Source organism: Kallipyga massiliensis ph2 (assembly GCF_000311985.1).
Taxonomy (GTDB): Bacteria; Bacillota; Clostridia; order Tissierellales; family Peptoniphilaceae; genus Kallipyga; species Kallipyga massiliensis.
In genome coordinates, this window is sequence record NZ_HE978585.1 from 733,752 (window position 1) to 747,778 (window position 14,027).

Here is a 14,027-nt window from a genome sequence, read left to right on the forward strand (position 1 = left end):
GTTTTGTTAACGATGGATTTTCTGCCTGAAAAGGCGATTCGATAAAGGAATGTAAAGCATGGACACGAAGAGGAGGTGACCAATGCATTTACACATAGGACTTGATGTAGGTTCCACCACCGTAAAAGTTGTCGCTGTGGACGAAAATGAGGAGGTCGTTTTTTCCGTCTACCGCCGCCATAAATCCGATGTCAAGCGGACCGTTCAGGAGGTCCTGGCCGACCTTAAGGACGCGGTCGGCGATCTTCCTGTCCGGATGGCTGTCACCGGTTCGGGAGGGATGATCCTGGAGGAACTCCTGGGGATCCCCTTTGTCCAGGAAGTGATTGCCGAAACCCGGGCCATCCGGACCTATATTCCGGAAACGGATGTCATCATCGAACTGGGAGGCGAGGATTCCAAGATCACCTACCTGGAGGGGAACATTGAACAGCGGATGAACTCCATCTGTGCCGGGGGGACGGGGGCCTTCATCGACCAGATGGCCAACCTCCTGGATACCGATGCCGCCGGGATCAACCGGATGGCCCGTGACTACCGGAAGATCTATCCCATCGCCTCCCGCTGCGGGGTCTTTGCCAAAACCGATGTCCAGGCCCTCTTAAACGACGGTGCCTCCAAAGAGGACATCGCCATGTCGGTCTTCCAGTCCGTGGTCAACCAGACCATCTCCAACCTGGCCTGCGGACGCCCCATCCAAGGCCGGATCACCTTCCTGGGCGGTCCCCTCCACTTCATGGACAGCCTCAGGGACCGGTTCAAGGAGACCCTGGGACCGGAAGGAAACACCTTCACCATCCCCGAAGATGCCCAGCTCTTCGTCGCCATGGGGGCCGCCCTCATGGCTCGGGAAGAAGCGGAAGAGGCGGGACTTGGGGAGATTATCCGCCGGCTGGAGGGCGACCGGGTTGTCACCATTGAAAAGAAGACCCTGGACCCCCTCTTCACCTCGGAAGAGGAATTCCGGGAATTCGTCCGTGACCACCAAACCGGCGACCTCCGGGAGGAGGACCTGGCCTCCTATTCCGGCCCCACCTACCTGGGCATCGATGCCGGATCCACCACTTCCAAGGTCGTCCTCCTGGGCGAAGATGACCAGGTTCTTTTCACCTCCTATGCCTCCAACAAGGGCAAGCCCCTGGAGCACGTCATCGAAAACATCCGGGCCATCTATGCCCTGATGGGTCCCGACGCCTGGATTGCTCAATCCGGGATCTGCGGCTATGGGGAGGACTTCATCAAGGCCGCCCTGAGCGTGGACTTGGGCGAGGTGGAGACCATCGCCCACTACCGGGCGGCCAGCTATTTCAACCCCGATGTGGACTTCATCCTGGACATCGGGGGTCAGGACATGAAGGCCATGCACATCCGGGACGGGGTCATCGACTCCATCCAGCTCAATGAGTCCTGCTCCTCCGGCTGCGGGTCCTTCCTCTCCACCTTTGCGGCCTCCGTCGGCCTGGACGTCAAGGAGTTTCAGGAAAAGGCCATCCGGTCCAAGGAGCCGGCAGACCTGGGCTCCCGGTGTACGGTCTTTATGAACTCCAAGGTCAAGCAGGCCCAGAAGGAAGGGGCTTCCGTGGAGGACATCGCGGCCGGCCTCTGCTATTCCGTCATCAAAAACGCCATCCAAAAGGTCATCAAGGTCCGGGACCCCAAGAAATTGGGCGACCACCTGGTCGTCCAGGGGGGGACCTTCTACGGGGATGCCATCCTCCGGGCCTTTGAAAAAATTACGGGACGGAAGGCCACCCGGCCCTCCATTGCGGGCCTCATGGGAGCCATGGGAATGGCCCTGATTGCCAAGGAAAGGTCGACGGGGAAGTCCACCCTCCTGAGCGATGAGGAACTGGCTGCCTTCCACTACCGGCAGAAGTCGGCACGCTGTGGACGGTGCACCAATAACTGCGCCCTGACCATTAACATCTTCTCGGACGGGAGCCGGTATATCTCCGGCAACCGGTGTGAGCGGGGGGCCGGAATCCAGAGGGAGAAAAAAGACCTTCCCAACCTCTATGCCTATAAATATGACCGGCTCTTCAATTACTACTCCTCCCTCCCGGAGGAGGGGGCGGCCCTGCCCACGGTGGGGATCCCCCGGGTATTGAATATATATGAGAACTACCCTCTCTGGCATACCTTCTTCACCCGCCTGGGCTTCCCGGTCAAGCTTTCCCCCCGGTCCTCCCGGGAGATTTATGATAAGGGACTGGGGTCCATCTCCTCGGAGACCGTCTGCTATCCGGGCAAGATGGTCAACGGCCACATCGAAGCCCTGGTCGAGGAGGGGGTCCCCCTGATCTGGTATCCCTCGATTTTCTATGAGAACAAGCAGTTCGACCAGTCCCGGAACCAGGTCAACTGCCCGGTCGTCTGTGGCTTCCCGGAGGTCATCCGGAACAACGTGGATGCCCTGAAAAAGAATGAGGTCACCTACCTCTATCCCTTCCTTTCCTTCAAGGATAAGAAGGCCCTGGCTGACCGCCTGGTGGAGGTCTTTTCCTCCTTCGAGGTTGGCGGAAAAGCTTATGCCCTCCCTCCCGACAAGATCCGTCAGGCCTTGGATGCGGCCTGGACCGAGCAGGCCAACTACCGGTCCGACATCCTCCGGGAGGGGGAATTGGCCCTGGACTGGATTAAGTCCCATAAGGGCCGGGGGATCGTCCTGGCCGGCCGCCCCTACCATGTGGACAATGAAATCAACCACGGGATTCCCGAGCTCATCAACGGGATGGGCCTGGCCGTCCTTTCCGAGGATTCCATCGCCATGAAGGCGGGGGACACCCGGGAGGACCTCCGGGTCCTGGACCAGTGGGTCTACCATGCTCGCCTCTACCGGGCGGCGGAATTTGTCGCCGACCATGAGGACCTGGAGCTCATCCAGCTCAACTCCTTCGGCTGTGGCCTGGATGCTGTGACCACCGACCAGGTTCAGGAAATCCTGGAGGCCAGGGGACGGATTTATACGGTTTTGAAAATCGACGAGGTCTCCAACCTGGGGGCCGTCAAGATCCGGATCCGCTCCCTCATCCAAGCCATCGACAACGCCCGGAAGGCCGGCTTGACCCTGAAGAAGCCCACGGATTCCTATGCCCCCAAGAAGGTGACCTTTACTAAGGAAATGCGGAAGGACTACACTATCCTGGTTCCCGCCATGGCCCCGGACCACTTCCGGATCCTGGCGGCAGGGATGGAGTCCCTGGGCTACCACATGGCCTTCCTGGACAAGGTGGACCAAAACACCATCAATGAAGGGCTCAAGTACGTCAACAATGACTCCTGCTATCCCTCTATCACCGTGGTGGGCCAGATGATGGAGGCCCTGGACAGCGGAAAGTATGACCCCAACAAGGTGGCCCTCCTCATGACCCAGACCGGGGGAGCCTGCCGGGCCTCCAACTATGTGGGCTACATCCGGAAGGCCCTTAAGGACATGGGCCGGCCCCAAATCCCGGTCATCGCCCTCTCGGTCCAGGGGATCGAGACCTCGCCCGGCCTCCAGGTGACACCGGGCCTGGTCAACCGGGGGGTCATGGCCATCGTGGCGGGCGATGTCATCATGCGCTGCTCCAATGCTACCCGCCCCTATGAGGCGGAGGCCGGAGAGACGGACCGGGTCAAGGAGAAGTGGATCCGGGCCTTCTCGGACTTTGTGGCCAAGCCCAGGCTCAAGGGATTCGGCGACCTGGTCCGGGCCTGTGTCCGGGATTTTGACCGGATCCCCCGCCTGGACATCGTCAAACCCAAGGCCGGGATCGTGGGCGAGATCCTGGTCAAATATCTCCCCGAGGCCAACAACAATCTTCAGGACCTCCTGGAGGCGGAGGGGGCCGAGGTGGTGGTGCCGGAATTGGCCGACTTCTTCCTCTACTGCTTCCGGAATGCCACCCACAAGGCCGACCTCCTGGGGACTTCCAAGGCCATGGCCGCCTTCAGCAACCTGGGGGTCTCCCTGATCGAATTCTACCGCCGGCCCGTCCGCCGGGCCCTCCGGGCATCCACCCACTTCACGGAGATGTTCCACATCGAGGATGTGGAGGCCTTTGCCTCCGAGATCGTCTCCCTGGGCCACCACTACGGGGAGGGCTGGCTCCTGACCGGGGAGATGGTGGAGCTCATCCATGAGAGAGCGCCCAACATTGTCTGCATCCAGCCCTTCGGCTGCCTGCCCAACCATATCACCGGGAAAGGGGTCATGAAGGCCATCCGTGAGGCTTATCCGGAATCCAACATCATCGCCATCGACTACGACCCGGGCGCTTCCGAGGTCAACCAGGTCAACCGGGTCAAACTCATGATGACTTCAGCCCGCGAAGGGATGTAATTTGTTACAATAGAGAAAAGAGATTGAAGGGGAGGTGGGGCCATTGACCAGAGGAGACCAGAGCTTGCGGAAGGAACGCAAGGACGAACATATTGAAAATTACCTCCAAACCGAATATGTGGGGGATAGCCTCCTGGGGGATGTCTATCTGGAGCCTCGCTCCTTCCCCGAGGTGGATATGGAGGCCATCGACACCGGCATGGAGATTTTCGGCAAGCGCCAGGCCATCCCCCTGATGATCAACGCCATGACCGGGGGGACGGAGGTTACCCGGGCCATCAACGAGAGCCTGGCCCGGATTGCCGGTCGGCTGGGCCTCCCTGTCCAGGTGGGGTCTATGCGGATTGCCCTGGATGACCCCTCCACCATCCCCAGCTTCCGGGTGGTCCGGGACATCATGGGCCCCCAAGGGGTGGTCCTGGCCAACCTGGGGGCGGAAGCGGAGGTGGACGAGGTCGGTCGGGTCATGGATATGATTGATGCCGACGGGATCGGGATCCACCTCAATGCCCACCAGGAGGCCGTTATGGAAGAGGGGGAGAGGGACTTCCGGTCTTGGAAGACCCGGGTCCGGGCCATTGCGGAAGCCTTTCCCGGAAAGGTCATCGTCAAGCAGGTGGGCTTGGGGATGGACCGGGAGGCCCTGGCCTTCCTGGAGGACCTCCCCCTGGCCTATGTGGATATTTCCGGCCTGGGCGGGACCAATTTCTTTGAGATCGAAGACCTCCGACGCTTGGATGAGGACTTCACCGAGTTCTACACCTGGGGGATCCCCACCGCCAAGGCCATCCTCAATGCCAAGGCCGAGGCGCCCAGCCAAAAGATCATCGCTTCCGGAGGGATCCGGACGGCCAGCGACCTGGTCCGGGCCATGGTCCTGGGGGCGGACATGGGGGCCATCTCCGGGGAAATCCTCCGCTTCCTCTTGAATGGGGATGAGGACTACACCGCCCACTATCTGTCCCAAGTGGCCGACCACTTCCGGATTGCTCTGGCCTTTATGGGCTGTCAGGATTTGGAGGACCTTCACCGCCTCCCCTACCAACTGACGGGAGAATTGGCCCGGTTGGTGGAAGGCAAGGTCTACCGACAATAGTTCACTTGGAGACTTCCCGCTTTCGGTCGGGAAGTCTCTTTGAGCCGGAAGGCTCATGGAAATCGAAGAAAGGGTTCTATGCAATGCCAGAAATGAACCGGCCTCTCCAAAAGAAGGCCCACGAGAAATCAACCATTGACCACGTCATCGCCGTCATGTCGGGCAAGGGCGGGGTAGGGAAGTCCATGGTGACCTCCCTGGCCGCCATGGCCACCGCCCGGTCGGGCTGGAATGTCGGGATCCTGGACGGGGACATTACCGGCCCCTCCATCCCCCGGGCCTTCGGCCTGGACAAGGGCTTCCCCATGGCGGGCAAGGTCCCCCATGCCCGGGAGTCCAATGCCGGCATCCAGATCGTCTCGGCCAACCTCATCCTCGGCCACGAGGAGGACCCCGTCCTTTGGAAGGGGCCCATGGTGGGCCAGGCGGTTACCCAGTTCTGGACGGACTTCGTCTACTCCAATGTGGACTATCTCTTTGTGGATATGCCTCCGGGAACAGGTGATGTCCCCCTGACCGTCTTCCAGTCCCTCCCGGTGGAGGGGGTTATTATCGTGACCTCCCCCCAGGACCTGGTGTCCATGATCGTGGGCAAGGCCATCAATATGTGCCAGATGATGGGGATCCCCATCGTCGGCCTGGTAGAAAATATGTCCTATTTCCAAGCCCCCGACACGGGAAAGAAGTATAAGATCTTTGGGGATAGCCACATTGAAGAGGTCTGTGCGGACAAGGGTTTAGATCTTTTAGCCCAGGTCCCCATCAATCCCGACTTGGCCCGGCTCATGGACCAAGGCCGGATCGAAGAAGCGGATACCGATCTATTCAAGCCCCTGGTTGATAAAATCGTAAAAATGACCCGGAAGTAAGTTGATGAAACCACAAGGAGGTAAGCTCGTGAACAAGATGGACCAAGTGGCGATCAATGCCATTCGTATGCTCAGTGTTGATATGATCAATAAGGCCAATTCCGGCCACCCCGGCCTTCCCCTGGGTGCGGCCCCCATGGCCCATGCCCTCTTTACCCGGGTCATGGACCAGAACCCTGAAGACGCCCATTGGCCCAACCGGGACCGGTTCATCCTCTCCGCAGGACATGGGTCGGCCCTCCTTTACTCCCTCCTCCACCTGTCCGGCTATGACCTGACCATGGATGACCTGAAGAACTTCCGCCAGCTGGATTCCAAGACCCCGGGCCACCCGGAGGTCCACCACACGGAGGGGGTGGAAGCCACGACCGGTCCCCTGGGTCAGGGGATTGCTATGGCTGTCGGCATGGCCATGGCGGAGAAGCATCAGGCTGCCCTCTACAACACGGAGGACTACAAGGTCATGGACCACTTCACCTACTTCCTCTGCGGGGACGGGGATTTGATGGAAGGGGTGTCCAATGAGGCGGCTTCCCTGGCGGGCCACCTGGGCCTGGGCAAGCTGATCGGCCTATACGACTCCAACCGGATTTCCCTGGACGGTCCCCTGGATCTCTCCTTCTCGGAGGATGTGGCGGGCCGCTTCCGGGCCCTGGGTTGGCAGGTCCTGACCGTTGAAGACGGCAACGATGTGGAGGCCATTGAAGAGGCCCTCTGCCAGGCCCAAAAAGAGGAAAAGAAGCCCAGCCTGATCGAGGTCAAGACGGTCATCGGCTATGGGGCTCCCGGCCAGGGAACCTCCGGCGTCCACGGAGCCCCCATCGGCGGCGAGGGACGGGGAAGCCTGGCGGAAAACCTGGCTTGGGACCGTGAGCCCTTCGACCTGCCCGATGAGGCCTATGCGCTTTATAAAGAGGCGGTGGTTGACCGGGGCCGGAAGGCCCAGGAGGCCTGGCAGGCGACCTTCGAGGCCTATGAGGCGGCTTATCCGGACAAGGCCAAGGCCTTCCGGGATGCCTTCGAGGGCAAGCTGGATCCGGACTGGGCCAAGGACCTCCCCAGCTACGAAGTGGGCGAGTCCAAGGCGACCCGGGTCAATTCCTATGAGATGATCCAGGAAGTGGCCAAGGCCGTCCCCTACTTCTGGGGCGGGTCGGCTGACCTGTCGGGGTCCAACAAGAGCGACATCAAGGGAGAAGATAAGTTCGTCATCGATTCTGACGAAGGAAGAAATATTTATTACGGCGTCCGGGAATTTGCCATGGGGGCCATTAACAACGGGATCTACCTCCACGGGGGATCCAAGGTCTTCTGCGCCACCTTCTTTGTCTTCTCGGATTACCTCCGCCCGGCTGCCCGCCTCTCGGCCCTCATGAAACTCCCCACCATCTACGTCACCACCCACGACTCTGTGGCCGTCGGTGAGGACGGTCCTACCCATGAGCCCATCGAACACCTGGCTTCCTGGCGGTCCATGGTCAACCTGGACCTGGTCCGTCCGGCCGATGGGAATGAGACCCGGGCAGCCTGGATCCTGGCGGTCGAATCCACCGACCGGCCCACCATGCTGGCCCTTAGTCGGCAGAACCTCCCCATCCTGGAGGGAACCAAGGAGAAGGCCATGGAAGGGGTCCGGAAGGGGGCCTATGTTCTCTCCGAAGCCCAGGGTCAGGCCCAGGGTATCCTGATCGGGACGGGGTCGGAAGTCCAACTCTGTCTGGAAGCCCAGAAGATCCTGGCTGACCGGGGAATCCCCGTCCGGGTGGTTTCCATGCCTTCCATGGCCCGCTTTGAGGACCAGGATCCGGCCTACAAGGAATCCGTCCTTCCCCGGGACCTGACCAAGCGGGTTTCCATCGAGGCGGGGGTTGCCTTCGGTTGGGACCGGTATGTGGGTCCCCAAGGCAAGTCCATCTCCATCGACCGCTTCGGCCTTTCCGCCCCCGGCGGCCAGGCACTGGAATGCCTGGGCATGACGGCGGAGAATGTGGTGGAGGCCTTCAGCTCTTTATAGGACAAGACCTTCAAATGTGATCGTAATCAATGGAAGAGATCAAGCCATCCTCTATCTTGATAGTGGATGGCTTTCTTTTTCTGTTTTTCTTCCGCGCTTCTTAAAAAGGAGGAAAAGCGGTATATATAATAGAGTGCAAAAAGTCCAAGAAAGAATGAGGAGTGAATATGGCGAATCTACTGGAAATCAAAGACCTACATGTTGAAATTGAGGGCAAGGAGATCCTGTCCGGGGTCAACCTGACCATCCATCCCGGAGAGGTCCATGTCGTTTTGGGGCCCAATGGGGCCGGCAAGTCCACCCTGGCCAATGCCATCATGGCCCACCCCAAATATAAAATCACCCAGGGAGATATCCTTTTTGAAGGGGAATCCATCCTGGAATGGACGGCCGATGAACGGGCCCGGAAGGGGATCTTCATGGCCTTCCAGAACCCCCAGGAGGTGCCCGGGGTGAGCGTGGAGGACTTCCTCCGGGCGGCAGTCGCCCAGAAGACGGGGAAGAACCCCTCCATCATGAAGTTTAATAAGGAAATCAACCGGAAGTCGGAAGACCTGGAGATGGGTGGGGACCTGTCCGGCCGCTATCTCAACGTGGGCTTCTCCGGGGGCGAAAAGAAGAAGACGGAAATCCTCCAGATGCAGACCCTGGACCCCAAGTTCGTCATGCTGGACGAAATTGACTCCGGCCTGGATGTGGATGCGGTCCGGGTGGTCTCCCAAGGGGTAGCGGACTTCCTTAACGAGGAGAAGTCTTGCCTCATCATCACCCATATTTCCACCATCCTGGCCTCTCTCCATCCCGACTTTGTCCACGTCATCATCGGGGGCAAGCTGGTCAAGGAGGGCGGGCCCGACCTGGTCGGCAAGGTCCAGGAAGAGGGCTACGGCTGGATCCGGGAGGAATTGGGTCTGGAGACCAAGTCGGAAGAGGAGGCCTAAGATGGACCAAGACCGTATGGACCTGGCCCATGCCCGCCACCTGGAAAGGAAGGCGGAGAGGGACCGGAGAAAACAATCAAAGCGGGTCACTCCGCCGGAGAGGACGGATGTCTCCGACCAGCGGCGGGGGGTCTACGATATCAAGAACAGCCTGGACTACGACTATAAAACGGAAAACGGACTGTCGGAGGAGACCGTCCGGGAGATTTCCAAGGAGAAAAATGAGCCCGACTGGATGTTGGAAAAGCGTCTGGAAGCCCTGGAAATCTTCAATGCCTCCGAAAACCCCAACTGGGGTCCCGACCTAACCCCGGTGGATATGGATAAAATTTCGGCCTATGTCCGGCCCAAGGCCCAGAAGGCCCGGAATTGGAAGGATGTGCCGGATGAGATCCGGGACACCTTCGAGAAGCTGGGGATCCCTGAGGCTGAGCTCAATTCCCTGGCCGGGGTGGGGGCTCAATTCGACTCGGAGATCGTCTACCACAACATGAAGGACTTTCTGGGGGAAAAAGGGGTGGTTTACACCGACTTTGAGACGGCGGTCCATGACTATCCCGAGATCGTGAAGAAGTATTTCGGGACCCTCATCACCCCCCGCCTCCACCGGTATGCGGCCCTCCACTATGCGGTTTGGTCGGGTGGATCCTTCGTCTACGTCCCCAAGGGGGTCAAGGTGGACTTCCCCCTCCAGTCCTACTTCCGCCTGAATGCGCCGGGAGCGGGCCAGTTTGAGCACACCTTGATTGTCATCGAAGACGGGGGAGACTGCCACTTCATCGAAGGCTGCTCAGCCCCCAAGTACAACACCCTGAACCTCCATGCCGGGGCCGTCGAGCTCTTCGTCGGGGAGGGGGCCCACCTCCGCTATTCCACCATCGAAAACTGGTCCCGGAACATGTACAACCTCAACACCAAGCGGGCCCAGGTGGAGAAGAAGGGGAAGATCGAGTGGGTATCCGGGTCCTTCGGGTCGGCGGTCTCCATGCTTTACCCGGCCTCCGTCCTCAAGGGGGAGGAGGCGGTGTCGGAGTTCACCGGGATCACTTTCGCCGGCAAGGGCCAGTACCTGGATACCGGGGCCCAGTCCATCCACCTGGCCCCCCGGACCTATTCCTCCATCAACTCCAAGTCCATCTCCAAGGGCGGGGGGACCTCCATCTACCGGGGAACCGTCGTCATGGGGCCGGACTCCCACGGGTCCCGCTGTGCCCAGGACTGCGAATCCTTAATGCTGGATTCGGACTCCCGGACCGACACCATCCCTTCCATCCGGGTGGAAAATGAGGATGTGGAGCTTGGGCACGAAGCCAAGATCGGGTCCATCGATGAGGAGGCCATCTACTACCTCATGACCCGGGGGATCCCGGAAGATGAGGCCAAGGCCATGATCGTCCGGGGATTCGCTGAACCGGTGGCCAAGGAACTGCCCATGGAATATGCCGTGGAGATGAATAACCTGATTACTTTGGAACTGAAAGGAGCGATTGGCTGATGATGAGTGTTAAACAGGGCCGCGGGTCCGTCCTACCCGCACTGACCAATCGCTGGATGAAGGCCAACGATGTGGAGACCGACCTCCTGGTCATGGATAAGAATGCGACCCTGGCTCCCTTCCAACCCGACTTTGAGTCGGACCGGAAGAACCAGGTCCCCTTCCACACGAGCCAAGACCTGGAGGAGGATCCCCGGGGAATTTCCCGCGACCTCATGGACCAAAACCGGTCCCTGTCCAACTACCAAAACCACACCGAACTCAAGGAAGGGGACCACTACCGGGTGGATTTCACCCTGTCTGACGACCAGCCCATCCTGGTGGACTCCCACCAGTTCGACCTTCCGGAAGGCCACCGGGCTACGGCTATCATTTCTACCGCCTCCCAAGGGGAGGGGGCCTACTACCGGAACGGGGCCATCCGGGTCCAGGTCAAGGAGGATGCCCTCCTCCACTTGGTCGTCGTCGACCTTCTGGGGGATGGGGTGACGTCCAACCTCTCCATCATCGCCGACATGGAGGATGGGGCCGAACTCAAGGTTACCACCGTTTGCCTGGGATCCGGCAAGTCCAACTTCTACCTCTGGGGAGACCTGGTGGGCTACGAATCCAAGGCCGACATCCACACCGCCTACCTGGGCTGGGGTCAGGCCAGGATGGACTTTTTCTATAACGTTGCCTTCTTCAACCACTTTACCGATGGCCACATCGAAGCCAACGGAGCCCTCTTGGACCGGGCCTACAAGTCCTTCCGGGACACCCTGGACTTCAAGGAAGGGGCCGTGGGCGCAGTCGGCAACGAGGAAGAGTTCACCCTCCTCCTCTCGGAAGAAGCTAACTCCCTGGCCGTCCCCATCCTCCTCTGCCATGAGGATCTGGTCCAGGCCAACCATGCAGCCTCCAACGGCAAGCTGGACGAAGATATCCTCTTCTACCTCATGAGCCGGGGCTTCCCCCGGTCCGAGGCCGAGGGCCTCATCGTCGAATCCCGGATGCGGCCTTCCTTGGACCGGATCCCGGATGAGGACCTTCGGGAGAGCCTGAAAAAAGTGATTCACGAAAGGATTGTCAACCGCCATGGAAAATAAGAAAGAAACTCTCTACGATAGCCCCATGACCATGGACCGGGTCCTGGCCATCCTGGATGATCCGGGCTTTGACCTGGAGGCTGTCCGGGCCGACTTCGACTACCTCAAGTCGGAGGGGACCCCCATCACCTACCTGGATAACGGAGCGACCACCCAGCGGCCCAACCCCGTCATCGACCGGGTGGCGGACTTCTACCGCTATGAGAATGCCAACCCCCTCCGGGGCAACCACCGGCTCTCCCTCTATGCCACCCAGGCCTATGAAGAGGGCCGGGCAAGGGTAGCGGAATTTATCCATGCCGGCCACAAGGAGGAGGTCATCTTCACCCGGAATGCCTCCGAATCCCTTAACCTGGTCTCCTACATCTGGGCCCTCCACTACCTGAAGGAGGGCGACCGGGTCATCATTTCCCGGATGGAGCACCACTCCAACTCGGTGAACTGGCAGTTCGCCTGCCAGCAGTCCGGGGCGGAGCTGGTTTATGTCGAGCTGGATGATGACTACTCTTTCAATATGGAGGACTACAAAGCCAAGCTCAACGACCGGACCAAGGTGGTGGCTTTCACCGGAGCCTCCAATGTCCTCTCTTCGGAGCCCAAGGCCAAGGAAATCATCCGCCTGTCCCATGAGGTTGGGGCCATCGCGGTCATGGATGGGGCCCAGGCCGTCCCCCATGACCCTATCGATGTTCAGGACCTGGACTGCGACTTCCTGGCCTTCTCCGGCCACAAGATGCTGGCCCCCTTCGGGATCGGGGTTCTCTACGGGAAGAAGGAGATCCTGGAGAAGATCCCTCCCTTCCTCTACGGGGGAGAGATGATCGAATATGTGGAGGACCAGACCTCCACCTTCGCCCCCCTGCCCTACAAGTTTGAGGCAGGGACCCAGAATGTGGGCGGGGTGGTGGGCCTTCATGCCGCTATCGATTATATGGAAGCCATCGGGATGGACAAGATTGCCCGCTATGAGAAGGCCCTGGCCGAATACTGCGCCCTCAAGATGGAGGCCAGGGAAGACCTGGAAGTCTATCGGCCCCGCCATTCCGCCAGAGGGACCGCCGTCGCCTTTAACATCAAAGGGGTCCACCCCCACGACGTTTCCACCATCATGGATTCCATCGGCATCGCCATCCGGTCCGGCCACCACTGCACCCAGCCCCTCCACCGGGGCCTCTGCATCGCCGCCTCATGCCGGGCTTCCTTCGCCTTCTACAACACCAAAGATGAGGTGGACAAGCTCTTCGAAGGGATCGACCTGGTCCAGGAGACCATGAACCCTGGGGAGGTCCGCTGATGGATATGAAAGCCCTATATTCCAAGATCGTCATGGCCCATGCCAACTCCTCGGACTACAAGTATGACCAGGAAAACCCCGACATCGTCGAAGCCGGACACAACCCCTCCTGCGGGGATGAGATTGAGCTGGAGCTGACCATGGACGGGGATGTGATCAAGGAAGCCTCATACACCGGCCAAGGCTGCGCCATCTCCCAGGCCTCCACCTCCCTCATGTGCGAGCTCATCGAAGGGGAGACCGTCGACCAGGCCTACCAAAAAGTGGAAGACTTCCTGGCCATGATCACCGGACAAAAGACCGATATGGAAGAACTCGAAGAATCCCTGGGTGACGCCGTCGCCCTCCAATCCATCGCCTACATGCCCCAGCGGGTCAAGTGCGCCGAACTCGCCTGGCACACCCTGAAAAACCTCATCGACAAGAAGAGGTTGGGCGAAGGGAAATAGAGAAGCCCGCCGTTCTAAAAAACCCCCGGCCGCCGCTTGGCGGTCAGGGGGTTTTTTGTGGAGGGGTCATGTTGGCCCCCCGGGATGAGGATTTTGGCAGAAAGGGGGGCTCCGCATAGTGTCGCCACCCTTGACGGCAGGACAAAATTCGCTTTTCCGCCTTCGCCGACGGCGACGAACTCAACAACTCCTCTTCCCTCCCCGTCGGCTATTTTATTCTAGCGAATTTTATCCTTAGGCCGTCAAGGGCAAGCCGCCTTCGGCGGTGGCTCCTGCCTCTGGCTCTGAACTCAACGCTTTGCCTTCCTTTTTTTCTCTTCGTCTCCATTTTATACGACTTCCCTAATATGTGAATGAATAAATGGTGTTGTAAGGAAAAACGCAGGTGTCCAAAAAAAGCTTACCACTACAGACAGAGTCCCCTAGAATGGCGATTTCGGCGGATTAGGGGGAGTGG

9 protein-coding genes are annotated in these 14,027 nt (G+C 59.6%); all 9 read left to right on the forward strand.

Annotated elements, in window-relative coordinates; genetic code table 11:
* The first annotated feature begins 82 nt into the window (after positions 1-82).
* The 9 genes from HGKM_RS03290 to sufU all read left to right on the forward strand — a co-directional run bounded on the left by HGKM_RS03290 (position 83) and on the right by sufU (position 13,570).
* Positions 83-4,324 carry a 2-hydroxyacyl-CoA dehydratase gene (locus tag HGKM_RS03290; protein ID WP_019133921.1) on the forward strand — a complete coding sequence of 1,414 codons (4,242 nt, stop codon included), beginning with the start codon at positions 83-85 and terminating at the stop codon, positions 4,322-4,324.
* A 43-nt stretch (positions 4,325-4,367) separates the two neighbouring features.
* The gene (gene fni / locus HGKM_RS03295) at positions 4,368-5,420 is read left to right on the forward strand and encodes a type 2 isopentenyl-diphosphate Delta-isomerase (protein ID WP_172634685.1); all 1,053 of its coding nucleotides are present in this window, start codon (positions 4,368-4,370) and stop codon (positions 5,418-5,420) included.
* 83 nt (positions 5,421-5,503) lie between these two features.
* Positions 5,504-6,289, forward strand: a complete 786-nt coding sequence (locus tag HGKM_RS03300; RefSeq protein WP_019133923.1) for an Mrp/NBP35 family ATP-binding protein — start codon at positions 5,504-5,506, stop codon at positions 6,287-6,289.
* A 4-nt stretch (positions 6,290-6,293) separates the two neighbouring features.
* Positions 6,294-8,303 carry a transketolase gene (gene tkt / locus HGKM_RS03305; RefSeq protein WP_034578928.1) on the forward strand — a complete coding sequence of 670 codons (2,010 nt, stop codon included), beginning with the start codon at positions 6,294-6,296 and terminating at the stop codon, positions 8,301-8,303.
* 167 nt (positions 8,304-8,470) lie between these two features.
* Positions 8,471-9,244 carry a Fe-S cluster assembly ATPase SufC gene (gene sufC, locus HGKM_RS03310; protein WP_019133925.1) on the forward strand — a complete coding sequence of 258 codons (774 nt, stop codon included), beginning with the start codon at positions 8,471-8,473 and terminating at the stop codon, positions 9,242-9,244.
* A gap of 1 nt (position 9,245) precedes the next feature.
* Positions 9,246-10,739, forward strand: coding sequence for a Fe-S cluster assembly protein SufB (sufB, locus tag HGKM_RS03315; protein WP_019133926.1), 1,494 nt, complete (start codon positions 9,246-9,248; stop codon positions 10,737-10,739).
* Positions 10,739-11,827: a SufD family Fe-S cluster assembly protein gene (locus HGKM_RS03320; protein WP_019133927.1), complete on the forward strand. Its 1,089-nt coding sequence runs from the start codon at positions 10,739-10,741 to the stop codon at positions 11,825-11,827. Before sufB ends, HGKM_RS03320 begins: the two co-directional genes overlap by 1 nt.
* Positions 11,817-13,121 (forward strand): aminotransferase class V-fold PLP-dependent enzyme, encoded by a 1,305-nt coding sequence (locus tag HGKM_RS03325; RefSeq protein WP_019133928.1) that lies wholly within the window; start codon positions 11,817-11,819, stop codon positions 13,119-13,121. The genes HGKM_RS03320 and HGKM_RS03325 overlap by 11 nt, the downstream gene beginning before the upstream one ends.
* Positions 13,121-13,570 carry a Fe-S cluster assembly sulfur transfer protein SufU gene (gene sufU, locus HGKM_RS03330; RefSeq protein WP_019133929.1) on the forward strand — a complete coding sequence of 150 codons (450 nt, stop codon included), beginning with the start codon at positions 13,121-13,123 and terminating at the stop codon, positions 13,568-13,570. The genes HGKM_RS03325 and sufU overlap by 1 nt, the downstream gene beginning before the upstream one ends.
* The last annotated feature ends 457 nt before the right edge of the window (positions 13,571-14,027 follow it).